The sequence below is a fragment of the Nonomuraea sp. NPDC051191 genome (assembly GCF_044455665.1).
Classification (GTDB): Bacteria; Actinomycetota; Actinomycetes; order Streptosporangiales; family Streptosporangiaceae; genus Nonomuraea.
Genome location: NZ_JBITEZ010000004.1, coordinates 210104 through 226730, shown reverse-complemented (window position 1 = coordinate 226730; position 16627 = coordinate 210104). Strand labels below are relative to the sequence as shown.

Sequence of the window (16627 nt, the reverse complement as noted above, 5' to 3'; positions counted from 1 at the left end):
GGGTCATAATCCCCGGTGGGATGCCGTTAGTTCATCGCGTATTGCCGCTGGTGAGTATCACGGAGCGTTAGCTAAGCTTCTGCATTGCTGCCTGCACGGCGGTTACACATGCGCTTACACACGCCCGCCCCTCCAAGCGCGCAAAAGGATGCGATGAAGACAATTCACCGCCCCGGATGGCAACCTCTGCTGCTGCGCCAGTACCGCGAAGCACACGGACTCACCCTCGAAGCCGCAGGTGACCAGCTACGCCAGGTCGCCGCGCGGCATGGACTGACCGCCCCGGCCGCCAATTTTCAGACACTCTGGTCGCACGAACAGGGATCGGTATATCCCGGACCTCACTACCGTCGGGCCTATTGTCTCCTATACCAGGCAAACGAACCAACGCTGGGTTTCCGGCTGCCGCTTCCGGGCGAAGTATCCGAAGTGGAAAATTCCATCTCGGATTTGCCTCAGCCCACAGACCCCGCCGTGGACAACGCCGCCGCCGAGGTCATCGAACAGGCGCTCGTCAAAGTCTCAGGCGCCCCCGCGAACGCCGAGCAGAACGCCCTCCTCAACCGCGTGGTCGACGCCTGGCGACGCCGCCACGGCCAGGGCAGCCCCAAGCCCATCCTCACCCTCGTCGGCGGCTACGCCGGATCCGGCAAGACGGAGTTCTCCCGCTTCCTGTCCGACATCACCGGCTGGGCCTTCCTCGACAAGGATTCGCTGACCCGTCCCATGGTCGAGCGGCTACTGACCTCTCTCGGCGGCGACCCCCACGACCGGCACACAGAGTTGTACCTGCGCGAGGTGCGGCCACTGGAGTACCGATGCCTCATGGAAACCGCGTTCGACAACCTCAAGGTCGGTACTTCGGCCATCCTCGCGGCCCCCTTCATCGCCGAACTCCAAGATCCGGACTGGATCTCTCGGCTCACCAACCGATGCGCCGCCAAGGGCATCGATGTCGCTGTGGTGTGGGTGCGCTGTGACGCCGATTCCATGCGCGAGTACATCGAGTTCCGCGGCGCGCCCCGAGACGCCTGGAAGCTCGCCAACTGGCAGACGTACGTCAACAGCCTCAACGCCGACACCAGCCCGCCCACCGCGCACATCACCGTGGACAACCGACTCGGCGCCGCCATCAGCCTGGCCGACCAGACCCGCGAGACCTTGAAACGGATCCTCACATGAAGGGCATCATCCTGTACGGGCCACCCGCCAGCGGCAAGAGCACCATCACTGTCGCCCTCAATCGCCTCGACCCACGGTTCACCTTGGTGCGCAAGCTCAAGGCCGGCAACCAGCGCGGCACCGAGTACGACTTCGTCAGCGTCGGGGAGTTGGCCAGGCTTCGGGCCGGAGGTCGCCTGCTGCTGGAGACGCGCCGCTACGGCAACACATACGCCATAGACCGCCATCAGATCAACGAGCTGGTGTCCACCGGCCGGGTGCCGATCGTCCACTTGGGCGCCATCGCGGACATCCGCCGGCTGACCGAGGCTGCGGCCTGGTTTGTCGTCCTGCTGTGGATTCCACGGGCAGTCTGCGAACAACGCTCGTGGCGGCGTCTCGACAGCGACACCCCGCAGCGCTTGCAGGCGTGGGACGAGACGCTCGCCGACCTGCACGCTCACAGCGAGGTCCCGTTCCCCCACCGGTTCCAGACGGACTTGATCAGGCCTGCCGAGATCGCGCAGCAGATCGTGAGCGCCTACGACGGTCGCGCGGTGGTTCCGATGAATCAACGGGCGTAGCCGGCGAGAATCTGCATCCATAGCTGCCGAGCAGCCCGAGCAGGCATCCACCTAGTCTGAACGACGCGTTGGAGGCCGTCCCCGGACAAACGCCGGACGAACCACAACCCGCCGGCGGCGCACAGCTCGTACATCGGACGCATGCAGATGCACGAGTGCTCCTGGACCCTGATTCGATCGCATCGCCGTACAACCACTTCCCAGGCCACCTCAAACGCCTCATCTTGAGGAGTCGCCAGGTGATGGCTGTGGTAACTGAAGTGCGACGGTGACCCGTTCACGCCTCGACCTCCAACCGCGCCTGCGCGCGAAGCAGCGAGACGAAGGTCTCCAGGTCATCAGCGCTCACCGTCTGCTGCATCCCGGCGTCAACCTCTACGTCGCTGAGCTGAACGCCTCTTCGACTCCCGTAGAACGCACCTGCGTCGCTACGGAAGAAGGACCAGCCAGGGAAGCAGGTACGGAGTGCTTCGAGGCCATGACTGATTGTTGCCATAGCACGAGCGTAGAAGCCATGGACGCAGCCTGTCTACCCCTAGGGATACCGAGGGATATCGATAGATCCCTATAGGCGAGTGACGACCCTTGAAGTCCCCTTTCTACCCTTAGCCTGTGATCGAATTTGAGCCGGACCGTCCCCGCTGGCAGCAGGTCGCCGAGGTCCTCCGCGGACGAATCAGCAACGGCGAATACCCGCCAAAGTACCTCGTCTCGGAAGTACGCCTCGTCCAGGAGTTCGGCGTGGCCCGCGACACCATCCGCAAGGCGATCCGCCAGCTGCGCGACGAGGGCCTGATCTACACCGTGCCGAACCTCGGCAGCTTCGTCAGCCCACCTGGCGAAGCGGAACCCGCGAAGAGCTAAGCCCGGACACACAGGCGGAGTAGGCTCCCGAGACGTGAGCCGCCGGATCGATTACTACGACGACCCAGACGCCCCGTTGCCGAACAGCCTCGTCCCTTCGGTCAACGTGGCCGTCGCCAACGAGGCCGGCGCCCTACTCCTGATCCGCCGCAGCGACAACGGCAACTGGGCCCTTCCCGGCGGCGCCATCGACCTCGGCGAATCCATCCCTGCCGCAGGCATACGCGAGACCCTGGAAGAGACCGGGATAACCTGCGAGATCACCGGGATCGTCGGCACGTACAGCGACCCGAAGCACGTCGTCTTCTACACCAGCAACGGGGAAGCGCGGCAGGAGTTCTCCATCGTGCTCACAGCACGCTCCACCGGGGGTGAACCGACCCCGAGCTCAGAGTCCCGCGAGGTCCGATGGGTAGCCCGGCAGGACATCGAGAGCTACCAGATGGATCGGTCAATGCGCATGCGCATCAACCACTACCTCCAAGCAGCCGGCCCGCACATCGGCTGACAGGCAAGGCGCCCTGGCATGGAGCCTGAGGTGAGCATGAACAGCGCCCTCGAAGCTGCAGGTCAATGCCGTGATCGTCGAGTGGATGAGGACTTTCTCCACGGTTTTAAAGGCGGCCCGCTACGCGGTCCGCCGGGCGCGGAACCGGTCAGCGTGCCCGGCTGCGGCTCTTCGGCCGGTCCGGGCACGCACCGCCCCCGCGCCCACGAGCCCCACAGAAGTCGCCAGTCAGGCCGCGACGATCGCTCACTTCGGTACTCGCTTCTCAAGCTGGGGCGATCGGCTGCCGCGCGGCTTCCGGTGCTCGGGCCTGGCGGCCCTGTGCTCCGGGTCCGCTTGCCATCGGGCTAGTACTCCAGCCGCACTTCCTTGCTGAAGAAGCCTGCTATGGCATGCCAGGGCCTGCCTGGGCAGATCCCGAGTGAAGATGCAACGGCCACCGCTGTGATCATTCAGGTAAGATGGAACTGAAGATCATGCGGTGGCCGCGATGGCCAGAGTAGAACATCTAAGCGCCGCTCGTCTGCAGGCGGGTCTGGATGAGGCGTTCGCGCTGGTAGCCAGCCGATTCAGGCGCCCCGAAGTGCGGCACCGCGCTCGTGCGTGCATCGGCGGGCTGCTGTCCGGGCTGGAACGCAAGAACGGCTGGTCACTGGCCGAGTACGCAGGCGAGGCCACACCAGACGGCATGCAACGGCTGTTCAACGCCGCCAAGTGGGACGTCGACGGCGTGCGCGACGACATCCGCCCCTACCTGACGACGCATCTGGGCGAGCGCGATGCCGTGCTGGTCGGCGACGACACCGGTTTCGTCAAGCAAGGCACCCGCTCAGCCGGGGTGCAGCGGCAATACACCGGCACCCTCGGCAAGGTCGCCAACTGCCAGATCGGGGTGTTCCTCGGCTACGCCTCCAGCCGGGGACGGGCCTTGCTGGACCGGGAGCTCTACCTGCCCTGGGACTCCTGGATCGCCCGGCCGGGGCGGTGCGCGGCCGCCCAGCTGCCTGAGCACGTCGGCTTCGCCACCAAGCCGCAGCTGCTGCAGGCCATGATCGACCGGGCCATTGCCGCCTGCGTGCCGTTCGGCTGGGCGACCGCCGATGAGGCCTACGGCGACAACGGACCGTTGCGCCGCTTCCTGGAAGACCACCAGATCGGGTACGTGCTCGCGGTCTCCCGCGCCCACCAGATCACCACCGGCGCCAGCAAGGCCCGCGCCGATGTGATGGCCGCCCAGGTCCCCCGCTCCGGATGGCAGCGCCTGTCCTGCGGCCCGGGCGCCAAGAGCGAACGGCGCTATGACTGGGCGCTGATCGCCACCGACAGTCCGGCGCACCGCCTGCTGATTCACCGCTCTCTCAGCAATCCTTCCGATCTGGCCTTCTATCGGTGTCACACGCCGCGACCGGTGCCGTTACAGCGTCTGGTCGAGGTGGCCGGCGCGCGCTGGACGATCGAGGAATGCCTCCAGACCGGCAAGAACGAGGCCGCCTTCGACCACTACCAGGTGCGGCTCTATCCCGCCTGGTACCGCTACATCACCCTGGCCATGCTCGCCCTGGCCTTCCTCGCGGTCACCAGCGCCGCCCTCGCCGCCGAGCCTGCCCCGCCGACCAGTACCAGCGGGCTCATCACGATCTCCGCCAACGAGGTCCGCCGCCTCTTCGCTCTGCTCACCCGGCCACCTACCAGCCGGCCCCACATCCTGCACTGGTCACGCTGGCGACGACGCCACCAAGCCCGCGCCCGACAAAGCCACTACCAGCGACAACAACTCAAAGATCGAGAAGTGCGGCTGGAGTACTAGGGGGTACAGTCGCATGACACTGCTGTTTCAAGGCCACTCCTTCACAATCCGCCCTGCTGGACGTCAGAGAGAAGATGAGTAACCGTCTCCGCTCTGTCGACGTGTGAATACCGAGTTCGGCAGTCGTTGACACCAGCCGCCAACACACACGGAACAGGCGTACGGTGCACTAGAGCGAAACTAGCTCGTGAGTGAGTCGGGCAAGGCTCTGAGCATCCCGCATGGTGACATCACCAACCAGATAGGCCGCTCCCCGGGTTATGTGCGCCCGCAGTTGCTCCACAAGCGTTGCTTCATCGAGCACCATGCCTTGCTGGAAACAGTGCATTTTCAACAGCCACCAGTAGAGGTCGCCGCCACTTCCGCTAAAAACCTTCCACGTCATTTCCACAGCAGTATCGCTCGAAGGCGGATTGGTAGGCGCGCTGGATTCTGCCAATGATCGACACAACGCCCATCGACATAGCACATTTGAGGTTGGGATGTTCGTTCGCCGCTTAAGCGTGATTAGATATTCACGTACGTCCATCCCCAGGCGGACCATCTCTGGTGCAGGTACGGGAACATTTAGATTTACGCTCCCGATATTGTCGACCTTTCTACTTCGACTACCCATGATCTGCACCTATCGTCCGTTGCCGTGTTTGAGCATGTGCTTGTAGCGCAAAATAACCAGGCACAACGATAGATGACTGCTGTGCCGCGTCATACTCCAGCCTGATCATATGACTAACCGAATCCCCCAAGTAATCAAACATTTCCGAAGTAATTTCTGTGTCGGTAGACAACACTATGACTTGGTGACTGGCCTGAGGGATGTAGCGTTCGATAAGCCGCCGTCGATGATCGAGGTCCAGACGGCCGAGAGGGGTATCGATAACAACTGGAAGCAGGCGTCCGGACGCTCGCGCGAGGCCGGCCAACAGCGAGACTGCGAGTAGTTGGCGTTCTCCGGCGGACAGCGTACGCGGCTTAATGGGCTTCCCGTCATAGCCCAAGAGCTCCAGCTCACATGTGACCGGATCGATCTTAACTTCGTGGACGAGTCGTTCCTTGCGCAGCAGGGTCTGCAAAGAGTCACGGATAAGGGCCTGAATACGGCCGGCGTGGCGTCCCATCGCCGCATCTCTTAGCCTACTCAGGGTGTCTCGAGCACGAGCGGCATGCTCAAGAATGCGACGGGCCTCCTCCGATTGCATGGTGGTTGCATTAGCTTCCAGAAGCTCCCGCTTGACCATGCGCTCCGTATGCAACCTGCGCGCGGTCTTCTCTTCAAGATGCTTCTTAGCTTGTTCGAGTCGGACACGCGCCTGCGCCAGTGCATAGGTAGCTGCCCGGTAGGCAGCGAGCGTTTCCTCCATTGCATCAGCGTCAGGGATCGCGGAGACTGCGCGTTCTGCATCCTCGGCTGATGACTGAGCCGCGGCGATTTCGTCAACGTGCCTCTGCAGTTCAGCGCGTTCAGCGGCCATATAACCTGATAGAAGCTGACGGGCCAGCGCCAAAGGTTGAGGATCCACACCGAGGACACTCGCAACGCCTTCTCCCGATTTGCGACGCGCGACGTCCTCGGCCAGGAAATCTACGACGGCCCTCTGGATCTCATCGGTAGCGCGATGTTGGCTCAGGACCTTCATAAGCGCGGCATCACGATCAGCGAGAAGACCGGCAAGGTTCCGATTGTCCGCCTCGCGCCGTTCAGCTACAGCCTGGATGGCCACCTGCTCGAGCAGTGGCTCTACGAGAGCCAACGGCCCTAGGCCCCCAAGTGCCTCGACTAGAGTCTGCTGCTTGTGCTGCAGGTTGGCGGCTGTGCGCCGCTGCCGTGCTCTCAGCTCTTCGCTAGCCTTGTAACGGTCGCCGCCTTCTCTGGCCAGTTGAGCTTCTGCCCGCTCAGCATCTAGCTGTGCATGAACAATGCCGAGCTCCGCCGCGTCCACGGCCTGCCGAGCATCAGCCTCCTCGCTACGCACAGCGTCTAGTTGCGCGGTCTTCGACTCAAGAAGGTGCCCCTTCTTGTTGCTGGCCACTGCCTCTTGTTGCTTCTTGCGTTCAAGTATCACCAGATCGCCTTGCAGACGATCCACAAGATCGAGGCCCAGCAGCCCCCCGATGGCCGCGCGAACAAGCTCCTGCGCGGCCTCTAGGTCGGCAAACGCCTCAATTTGTTCTCCGTCGAAGAAGAACAGATTTGCCACGCCACGCGGGGCCAAAGCCTCCACATGATCAGGCCACGCTTCAGTCAAGTTGACGTCGACTGCTCCATTACGAATAACTTCTACAGTCTCACGAACTCGGTCCCCACTAGTCCGCCAGGAGCGTCTGACGCGAAAGACGTGCCAGGCACCATCATGAATGGCGCGAAACACCAATTCGACCATGGCACCGTTGGAGGGATCAGCTCGACGGTTGATCAGCTGGCGCAGGTACTTCTCATAGCTGCCGGCCCGTCGGGCGCTACCGGGAGTGAGTCCGCCGTAGAGCGCCAAGAGTAGCGATTCCAGGACGGTGGTCTTACCAGAACCGTTCAGTCCGCCGAGCAGCACAACAGGACGGTCCTGAGATTGAGGCTCCAGGGGGATACAGTGCGCCCCGGCGAAAGGCCCGACGTCGTTAAGCACCAACTCTTGGAAGATCATGCCGTTCCTGGTTCTACGTTCACGGCGTCGAACAGCGTCTGGTCAGACTGGTGGGATGCCGTGCGCTGAAGATAGCCGGAGCTGATGTTCTCGATGGCGTCATTGAGGTCTTTACGCATCCTTGCATGCGTTACGGCGTCCTCCTCATCCGTGTAGAACCCACGAATCAAAGCTTGTTCCAACGCCGGGAACAGACCCGCACGTCGTACTTGGTTGCGGTGTCTACGTTCGACATCAAGCAGCTCCCGCACAGTCTCAAAGTGCAACCGATCATCGCCGCACAGCTCGGCTAGAAGCTCAATTTCGGTCGCACCCAACGGCAGAGCCTCATCGAGAGGGCGGCCTGGGTACGGCTCACCCATCACCTCTACATAGATTTTCGGCAGGCTGTCTTCGAACTCGTGCTTGTCGACAACCCAAATTCGGCGGATCTCTTCCAGCTCAGCAAGGCTGATTAGCTCAATCGTGCCCATGTCAGGCGGACCGTTGCGGCGAACTGCTTCTTGAGCTTGCAGGAGCCGACGTAGCCATTGCTCCCGTGCTGCTTGGGTGTAGGGGCCGGGGATGGGTCGGTCGTGGAAGAGCTGCACGTTGCCATGCATGCGCCGGAAGTCTCGCAGCGATCGGTCATCGGCCAGATCGAGATCATTACGCAGCTCGAGGAGCGGAAGCATCCACTCCTTCTCGGCGTCGTTGGTAACCATGGCCGTCATGGACTTATCTTTTTCGACCAGCGTGCAAGTCCAGCAGCCGAAACGGCTATCTCCACAGCTTGGGGTTGAGGAATCAACGACCAATGGGCATTCACCGTCAGATGTAGCCCCTTGATACATTGTCAACAAGTCTTTGTTGGAGTATCCCCACGGGTTGGCTACCTGCATTAGGTACATCCATACCTCGTCCGAACTCCATGATTCGATTGGGCTGTAAATTAGCGAATTAGGTAGATTCGCATTCGGCGACAGCCGCTCACGCACACGCTTGGCTTCGTGTGCGGACATAACCCGGGCTCGCGTGGCCGACTCGGCCTTACGTGTCCCCAAGACCAGAATGGCCTCACCATGTTGGCGAACCATTCGACGTATGAACGAGTTCGAAGGCTTAATTTTTAGGCGTTCAGTGCACCACCGAAAACGCGGCCTAGGCGCCGGATAGCCCTTGCCGATGAGGTTCACCCAAAAAGTATCGGTGATCTCAGGGGTCAATTTATGTGTCCGTATTGGCAGCCCTAGCTCCTGAGCCTTGGCTTCCATAACTTCCAAGCTACGGTTCACCCATGCGGATACGACCGGATTTTCGACCAACGTATCGGTAGTGATAACGTGCACCGGCTTAATTCGAGCCTCATCAGGCATCTGCGCCAAGGCGTGCCACACCAGCTGAAGCGTAGCTGTGGAGTCCTTGCCTCCCGAGTAGCCAACTACCCAAGGGATATTGTCCTCCTGGTAGAGCTTGATGATCTCGGCAGTCATAGCCCTTACCGTGGCGCCCAACCCCGCCCCCTCGAAGGGCCTACGGCGGCGGACAGGAGTCTCAAGAGGGATGGAGGTCACAAGCGATGCTCCTTGCGAAGGGCGTCTTCAGCGCGCTGCTCTTCGATAGGCAGCGGAAGACCCAAGTGGATACGAATCGCAGCAGTAGTCAGCAGGACGTTGTTGAGCGCCTTGCTGACTCGACCACCGATCATGGCCCGGCCTTCCCAGAGCCCAGTGTTGGACCGCGCCCAGTCCAGATCATGCAGTTTACCCAGCGTCTTCCGCCAGGTGTCCGGGTTTTGATCGGCGAGTAGAAGGCTGTTGCCGATACGGCCGAGCGCGGCAAGGACGATGCCATGCGTGTGAATGAAGTCAGCCCGGACCTCAGGTGATCGCATCCGCCGAGCACGGACATCTCCCCATTCCGGAATCTGATCATCGACAATGCCCCAGAAGGTCAGTGCCAGCCTGGTTTGCGCCTTGGGAGCAACGTCAGTGACGCTATCAAATAGCGAGCGGTGAGCTCCATAGATCGCCGACAGCGTGAATAAGCGGCGAGACTCCTTGGAGAGGGAAGTTGCCTCTGTCTCCACAAACCCCTTGAAGACCGGCGAGGTCGCCACCACTTCCCTAGTAAGCGCTGCCAGTGGATCACGATGGTCATAGAGAACACCGATAGATTTGGAGGCTCGCACGGCATGCCGGTTAAGATCCGCAAACATTTGCTGGCAACGTTCGAGACCCTTGTCAATAAAAAACACTACCGCGATAGTCTCATCGCCTAGCTCCGGACGAGCCTTGAGTGCTTGCTCGATCGCGGCCCGCCGGTGCTGGCCATCATTGATGATGAAACGGCCGTCCATCGGGATTCGGAGTACGCCGGTCGCCGCCCCGTGGACACCTCCGCTATGCGGGACAAACCGTACCGTCGCGTCCAAGGAGGCAGTGATGGCCGAAAACGTATAGCTAGTTGGGTTACTCTCAAGGTAGCGCGCCATCTCAGGAATGCGACCTTTGTTCAAAGTACGCTGCGCACGCAGTTCCGGAGGCAGATCGTCGTCATCCCATACGAAGATCTTTGGGAGTAACTTCAGCGGGCACATCGACACAAAAAAGACACGCCCCGCCTGAACACCGCGAATGGCAGGGAAAGCATACTCGTATTCGGCCATCATTGGCTGCGACGGCAAGCCGGGTACAGCAACCCCATCGCCTGAGCAGGAAGCTGGTACAGCGTCGGATGACGTCGGAGACACGGTGTTACGTTATGTGTAGACGTAACCAACGTCAACTTCGTCGCTCCGCGACCTCCGACACGAGCGGCGGTTGTGCGAGGGTAGAGCTAGTTGACGAGAACAGCGTGGAGGAGCATCTGTGACGGTGTACCTAGACTTCAACGCAACCACTCCCGTCGACAAGCGGGTCGCTGACGAAGTGCTGCGTTTCCTCGTCGAGGAGTACGGCAACGCTGGGAGCCGAACCCACGAGCTTGGACAGCGTGCTCAACAGGTGGTGAACAGAGCTCGCCTCCAGGTCGCCAGGCTAGTCGACGCTGACGACGACGAGGTGACTTTCACCTCAGGTGCAACAGAAGCAAACAACATCGCCCTTCTGGGTCTCGCGTCCGAAGGACAGCAGTCGGGGCGGCATCACATCGTCTCCACGGCAATCGAGCACAAGGCGGTGCTGGAACCCCTCGCACACCTGCGTGCCCGCGGTTTTGACGTCGAACTCGTCAAACCTGGACGGGACGGTCGGGTATCAGCTGAAGAGGTCCTAGCCGCAGTGCGGCCTGACACACTGCTGGTCTCCGTCATGGCTGCCAACAACGAGACGGGCGTCTTGCAGCCCATCGAGGACATCTGTCGTGGAGTCGCCGGCCACGAGCTGTGGTTGCACGTCGATGCGGCTCAAGCCTTCGGTAAGGAGCTAAAAATCCTGCGCCAACGCCGCATCGATCTGATGTCGGTGTCCGGTCACAAGATCTTTGGCCCGATGGGCATCGGAGCGCTGATCGCACGTCGCCGTGGATTCCACCGTCCGCCGCTGGAACCACTGCAGTATGGAGGCGGACAGGAACGAGGCCTGCGCCCCGGTACTCTTCCCGTTCCACTCATCGCTGGGCTAGGTCTTGCTGCCGAACTCGCCGAGAAGGAGCATGCCGAGCGTCGCGAAGCCTGCCTACGCTTCCGGGCTGAAGTCGTTGCCGGCCTCCAACCTCTGAACCCGATTCAGCATGGAGACGAGCAACAAACCCTCCCGCATGTCCTCAACGTCTCACTCCCCGGCGTCGACTCGGAGGCGGCAATGCTCGCCTGGGACGGCCTGATCGCCGTATCCAACGGGTCGGCATGCACATCCGAGTCCTACGAGCCCAGTCACGTGCTTACAGCTATGGGGATACCAGAGGATCAGGTTCGTGGAGCACTGCGCCTGTCGTGGTCACACACGACGCCAGCAGTCGACTGGCATGACGTTGTGAGTCGCGTTCAAGCACTCATCATCTAGTCACCACGGCAGGCCCTGAGCGTGGCATCGGCACTTCGAAGCCGCAGCTGGGGCCTAATATTCATACACAGGGTAAGAGGAAGGCGCCCCGGTGTACGAACAGGCTGTCGCGGACGTACAGTCCGCCACCACGCCCACACGCAGGGCAACAGCTGTCAAATGGGCACAAATTCTCGCAGTAGTCGAATCCCCTGATCCCCTCCACACGTTGCTCGGCTGCGAGCTGATCGGTGACGTTGACGTCACCCTGCATTGTCGCACTCAGCGGGCTCGCAACCTACTTTACAGAAACAGGCTCACTCGATTTGATCGAATCGGCGCGCTGAGCCTCGAGGAGTTGCGCAGAATCCGACAATGTGGCCGTGAGAGCCTCCTCGACATCCTAGCCGCAGTATTACTAGCTACAGCAAGAGATGAAGCGATGCAGTGCGCAATAGCGATTCCGCTACCAGGAATGGACTCGATATTGGACCTTGCCGATCGAGAGCAGTCGACTCATCTAGATGTCAACGACGCCTCTATTTCTGATCCGCTTCTCGACCTGCTCAGGGATTGCTGATGTCCGAGAATCTGCCATCATGGGACCCTAGATGGAAGCGTCGCTACAATTCGCCGCCCGACAACCTGATTAATGGCTTCTATATTCCCGCCTTCGGTCGATCCTGCACATATGATCGGGCAGTAGGATTTTTCTCTGCCAATTTGCTAGCACAGATTGCGCCATCCATTGACAGATTCATTCTTAATGGTGGCGCGATGCGCCTCATAACATCGCCGTCAAACCTCAACGACGAAGAACTCATGGCGCTAGGCAAGGGCGAGGAGCTGAAAAGCCGTATCAAAAAAGATCTAGAGAAGGCAATTACTCAATCCATCCCGGATCTTATCTTGAAAGATCGACTCCAGCTCCTCACATGGATGGTAGCTAATAGTCGACTAGACGTCCGTATCGCTTTGCGGGTTCATGCGCAGCATTACGCGCTGTTCCATGAGAAGATTGGCATATTCGCCGATCACGATGGCAATTGGATGACATTTACCGGTAGTCCCAACGAAACCTTGGGCGGAGCGACACTTAATTCGGAATCTTTCCCACTCCACCGCAGCTGGGCCAACGAGGAGCAGCGAGCCTACGCAGAGGAAGAGCGGGATCGCTTCGAACAGGTTTGGAATGAACAGGTAGATGGCATCGCTCTATGGAGGGTGAACGAGTGGATCGAAGAACCCATGCGGGCGACGTTCGGCATTCGTAATCCATCACCCGCTCGAGCACACACGGACGAGGTGGATGAGCTTTCCCTATTGGGCATCAGAAGCCCTGACGACATAGCATTTGTCCCATCGCTTCCAGAACATCTAGTTCTCCACGATTATCAAAAGAAGGCAGTAAACGACTGGCTCCGCGCAAGTGGGCGCGGCACATTCGCTATGGCTACTGGCACAGGGAAAACCATTACTGCGTTGGCGGCGGCAACCCAGGCATCGATCCATATTGCCGAGAACGACGCCCCCTTGCTCGTCCTAGTCATTGTCCCACTCATTGATCTTGTAGAACAATGGCGCAGGGATGCCGAACGATTCGGATTTCGGCCGGCTATCTGCCATGGCAAGCTCAACAAAGGACAGCAGGAGCATCTGAAATCGGTCTTCTCCGCGGCAAGGTCCCGCTATGGCCGCCGAACCGAGATGGTCATAACCACAGCTGACAGCCTTACGCCCGGTGTTGCTTCTGAAGCTGTTCAGGCAGACCACTTTCTCCAACGGCAACTCAGTCGCCATACCGGACACTTGCTGGTCATCGGAGACGAGATGCACTCGCTGGGTACAACATCACGTCTGGCCGCTCTACCCAATAACGCAACATTGACCTTGGGGCTGTCCGCAACACCCAAGCGGCACGGCGACGAGGAAGGCACAGAAGCTCTCCTGGAATATTTTGGGAATCCTGTGATCTCGATCAATATCAAGGAGGCAATTTACAAGTATAAAGCACTTGTGCCCTATGACTATCTACCATCGCAGATTGAGCTCACAGCCGAGGAAGTTGTGAGGTACAAGCAAATCTCACAGAAGATTGCTACTGCTTATGCGAACGGCGACGATCAGGCAGCCGACGCCCACATTAGAGCTAGGACTAGGCTGACCCAACATGCCAGCAACAAGCAGCAGCGACTTCGCCAGCTTATGGCCCAAGGCCTAAAGGATCAGACTCACCAGATCATCTACGTCGCGGAAGGCCGGGATCCCGAAACGGACTTCCCTCAGTTAGCGGAGACGGAGAGAATGCTTCGACAGGACTTCGGGATGAAGGTCGAACGCTACTACGGGGAGACCGATCCTGCGGCTCGCGAAGCGTTGCAGGTCCGGCTTGCACGCGGGGAAATCCAGGCGCTACTTGCAATGAAATGTCTGGATGAGGGCGTTGACATACCCTCTGTCCGGATTGGCGTGATTACTGCATCCACCCAGAACCCCCGTCAGTTCGTCCAGCGTCGTGGCCGCCTCCTTCGCCGCGATCCCGACAACCCAAAGTCTCATGCGATCATCCATGACTTCATCGTCATGCCACCCCTCCCATCTGGTGTGCCCAGCGACTCCGAAAAACGACTTCTTGGTGCAGAGCTGGCACGCGCAGCCGAACTAGCCGATGCCGCACGAAACCGGGAGATGTTGTTTTCTATCATCTCCTGGGCCCTTGAGTACGGCCTCAGTCCCACCGACTACCCCTGGATGAACCTCGCAGAAGGGGATAGCATGGAGGAATGGAGCCAGTGAGCGCCTTCAGGGAACGCATGGCCGAACTCGCCTCGCGACTTAGTCCTCAAGCCAAGGACGTGACACAGTTCGTCATCTTCGCAGAACAGAAGCGGCGGTTTTCCGAGGACCGTAGCAGCCTGGCAGACGAATTCGCCAACCGCGCACTTCTTGCAACGCCTAAGGATGACGATCAGTGAAGTTCAAATCCTTGAGGGTCTATAATTGGCGATCCTTTCACGGGCTGCAAAAAATAGACTTCTCGATAGACGACAAGAAACCTGTAACGCTTATCTTAGGTCCCAACGGAGCCGGCAAGACCGCCCTCCTCAACGCTTTTACTTGGGTCCTGTACGGTCACTTCACCGATGGGTTCCAGCGACCCGATAGCCTGATTAACTTCGAGGCCCTAAAGGCAGATCCGTCAGCGGAATCATGGGTTGAACTTATCCTTGTTCATGACAACAGTGAGTTCTGCATTCGACGAGTCACCGACCAGCGTCGGCAATCGTCTGGCGAAACGGTTCTCACCGTAACCAAGGATGGTCAGCGTACTGTCGAGGATGACATATATCGGATCCTTCCTAAGCCTTTGAAGGATCTCTTCTTCTTCCCAGCTGAGACCTTCAGTACTGCTAACGTTCTAGAGGGCGATAGCCCGGGAGACGGCGCATCCTTCGATGTCGGTACCGCCATCAGGTCGCTTCTTAGCGGAGATGTTTACGATCACGCAGTCGAAGATCTTCGCCAGGCGATAGAAAGCGAAGCGCTAAAGCCACCCAAAAATTATACGGATGACACCGTTGAGGCAGCTCGCAAGTGCTGGGAACAAGCTCAGGCTGAACTAAATGCTGCAGAGCAGAGACGGGACAACCTTCCAGCCCTGCTGGCTCAGGCACGCGACCAAGCTGCGAAGGCAAAGAAAGAGGCGGAAAAGTACAACCCGGTTGAAATTAAAAAGTGGGAAGCTGAATACAGGCGATTGAAGGATAGAGTCAACCAGGCCGAGCAGCTGGTCGAGCAGGCCAACAACAGATATGTTGATCTTGCCGGAGCTGCCTATCTCCATTTTGCCCATTCTGCTGTCCAGTCTGCGGTATCTCGGCTTGATATGGCGGAGAAGGCTGGTCTCATGCCGCCACGGATTCACGAGTCTGTCCTTCATAAAGCGCTAGAGGATGATCGGTGTCCGCTGTGCCAGGTAGACCTTAAAATGGAGACTCGTACTAGGATTCAGCAGCTACTTGAACATGTCACTGAGGCAAATGTTGCTGCGTTAGGACTAGAGGCGAGAAGCATTCTTAAGGCGTATATCAATCGAGCCGAGCGACAAATTGGCCACATGGGTGGACACATCTCTGCACTGGCCGAAAGTCTCAAAGTTGCTGGCCCGAAGCCAAATGCTGACATCAAAATGCTTCAGTCCGTGCTACGCATGTGTATCGATGGAGCAGATCGTCAACTAACCAAAGCTGCGCGAGAATTCAAGGAGTTTCAGGAGGCGCAAGAAGTCACCATACCCCCTGCAGGCCACAGCCCGCTCGATGTTTTGTTGATACGACAGAGGGCGGTAGATCATCTTGAGGAGGAAACCAAGCACATTGATGCCAAGGTCAATACGCTCGAGGTCAACGTGCGAGCTAAGCTGGCGGACTACACGAAAAAGTCTTCAAAATCCGACGGATATAAACGTAAGACGGCTGCCATCGAAATCCTTCGCGAAGTCAAGGAGTTTTTCGACGAAGCACGCAAAGGCCTTAACCAGCATGGCCGGATAGATTTTGAGCGGGCAGTCAATGCTACATACTCCGATCTAATCAAGAAGCCATACAACATCCGTGTGAGTGATGATTTCAGCATCAGAGTAAGCGCGTCAAATGTTGACCAGAACATGCCTCTCTCTCAGTCGGAGAAAGTGCTACTACTGATCGCCTTTCTCGGTGCTATCGCTAGGCTCGCGCCTCACTATGAGGAAATAGCTCGCTTTAACGAGCAGTTCTACCGCACTGGATCCATCGACACCTCTCAAAAAGTGGGCTTCCCAGTCGTTCTTGACTCACCAACCAGTCCACTCGACACCGAGTACGAGGTTGATGTGATCAAGGCGCTTCCTCACTTGCTTCCCCAAATAGTCGTTATAACCTCGGCCAAGTCGGTGGACGCTTGGGAGAATATCGGTTCACATATTGGCAGCGCGTACATCATGGAACTCACATCCCACAAGACGAACGAAAGAGTCGTAAGGTGGAATGGCAAGGATTACCAATACGGCATCCATGATGCTGGCGTAGACCCGGCAAGGACGCGTATTTCTGATATTAACTGAG

General features: G+C 59.1%; 14 protein-coding genes. 9 read left to right on the top strand and 5 right to left on the bottom strand.

Features of this window, described 5'->3' with window-relative positions; translation table 11 throughout:
• Window positions 1–153 precede the first annotated feature (153 nt).
• Both ACIA8R_RS12740 and ACIA8R_RS12735 read left to right on the top strand, forming a co-directional pair.
• Window positions 154–1182 (top strand): AAA family ATPase, encoded by a 1029-nt coding sequence (locus tag ACIA8R_RS12740; RefSeq protein WP_397038261.1) that lies wholly within the window; start codon window positions 154–156, stop codon window positions 1180–1182.
• The gene (locus ACIA8R_RS12735; RefSeq protein WP_397038259.1) at window positions 1179–1745 is read left to right on the top strand and encodes a guanylate kinase; all 567 of its coding nucleotides are present in this window, start codon (window positions 1179–1181) and stop codon (window positions 1743–1745) included. Before ACIA8R_RS12740 ends, ACIA8R_RS12735 begins: the two co-directional genes overlap by 4 nt.
• Before the next feature lie 277 nt (window positions 1746–2022).
• Here the strand turns inward: ACIA8R_RS12735 and ACIA8R_RS12730 are convergent, their stop codons facing one another.
• Window positions 2023–2241, bottom strand: a complete 219-nt coding sequence (locus ACIA8R_RS12730; RefSeq protein ID WP_397038257.1) for a hypothetical protein — start codon at window positions 2239–2241, stop codon at window positions 2023–2025.
• Window positions 2242–2357: 116 nt separating this feature from the next.
• Between ACIA8R_RS12730 and ACIA8R_RS12725 the strand changes: the two genes are divergently transcribed.
• From ACIA8R_RS12725 to ACIA8R_RS12715, 3 genes are all read left to right on the top strand, one after another.
• A complete protein-coding gene (locus ACIA8R_RS12725; protein ID WP_397038255.1) occupies window positions 2358–2609 on the top strand; it encodes a GntR family transcriptional regulator in 252 nt (83 codons plus the stop codon).
• Between the two features lie 34 nt (window positions 2610–2643).
• A complete protein-coding gene (locus tag ACIA8R_RS12720) occupies window positions 2644–3117 on the top strand; it encodes an NUDIX domain-containing protein (protein WP_397038253.1) in 474 nt (157 codons plus the stop codon).
• A 490-nt stretch (window positions 3118–3607) separates the two neighbouring features.
• On the top strand, window positions 3608–4924 hold the full coding sequence (locus ACIA8R_RS12715; RefSeq protein ID WP_397038673.1) for an IS701 family transposase: 1317 nt from the start codon (window positions 3608–3610) through the stop codon (window positions 4922–4924).
• A gap of 169 nt (window positions 4925–5093) precedes the next feature.
• Here ACIA8R_RS12715 and dndE read toward each other — a convergent pair whose 3' ends face one another.
• From dndE to dndB, 4 genes are all read right to left on the bottom strand, one after another.
• Window positions 5094–5453 (bottom strand): DNA sulfur modification protein DndE, encoded by a 360-nt coding sequence (gene dndE / locus ACIA8R_RS12710; protein ID WP_397038251.1) that lies wholly within the window; start codon window positions 5451–5453, stop codon window positions 5094–5096.
• A gap of 79 nt (window positions 5454–5532) precedes the next feature.
• The gene (gene dndD / locus ACIA8R_RS12705) at window positions 5533–7563 is read right to left on the bottom strand and encodes a DNA sulfur modification protein DndD (RefSeq protein ID WP_397038249.1); all 2031 of its coding nucleotides are present in this window, start codon (window positions 7561–7563) and stop codon (window positions 5533–5535) included.
• Window positions 7560–9116 carry a DNA phosphorothioation system sulfurtransferase DndC gene (gene dndC, locus ACIA8R_RS12700; RefSeq protein WP_397038247.1) on the bottom strand — a complete coding sequence of 519 codons (1557 nt, stop codon included), beginning with the start codon at window positions 9114–9116 and terminating at the stop codon, window positions 7560–7562. Before dndC ends, dndD begins: the two co-directional genes overlap by 4 nt.
• The gene (gene dndB, locus ACIA8R_RS12695; RefSeq protein ID WP_397038245.1) at window positions 9113–10213 is read right to left on the bottom strand and encodes a DNA sulfur modification protein DndB; all 1101 of its coding nucleotides are present in this window, start codon (window positions 10211–10213) and stop codon (window positions 9113–9115) included. The genes dndC and dndB overlap by 4 nt, the downstream gene beginning before the upstream one ends.
• 199 nt (window positions 10214–10412) lie before the next feature.
• On the opposite strand from dndB, the gene dndA reads away from it, so the two are divergent.
• The 4 genes from dndA to ACIA8R_RS12675 all read left to right on the top strand — a co-directional run bounded on the left by dndA (window position 10413) and on the right by ACIA8R_RS12675 (window position 16626).
• Window positions 10413–11546 (top strand): cysteine desulfurase DndA, encoded by a 1134-nt coding sequence (gene dndA, locus ACIA8R_RS12690; protein WP_397038243.1) that lies wholly within the window; start codon window positions 10413–10415, stop codon window positions 11544–11546.
• Between the two features lie 558 nt (window positions 11547–12104).
• Window positions 12105–14321 (top strand): DEAD/DEAH box helicase family protein, encoded by a 2217-nt coding sequence (locus tag ACIA8R_RS12685; protein ID WP_397038241.1) that lies wholly within the window; start codon window positions 12105–12107, stop codon window positions 14319–14321.
• Window positions 14318–14500, top strand: coding sequence for a hypothetical protein (locus tag ACIA8R_RS12680; protein WP_397038239.1), 183 nt, complete (start codon window positions 14318–14320; stop codon window positions 14498–14500). The genes ACIA8R_RS12685 and ACIA8R_RS12680 overlap by 4 nt, the downstream gene beginning before the upstream one ends.
• Window positions 14497–16626 (top strand): AAA family ATPase, encoded by a 2130-nt coding sequence (locus ACIA8R_RS12675; RefSeq protein WP_397038237.1) that lies wholly within the window; start codon window positions 14497–14499, stop codon window positions 16624–16626. The genes ACIA8R_RS12680 and ACIA8R_RS12675 overlap by 4 nt, the downstream gene beginning before the upstream one ends.
• The last annotated feature ends 1 nt before the right edge of the window (window position 16627 follow it).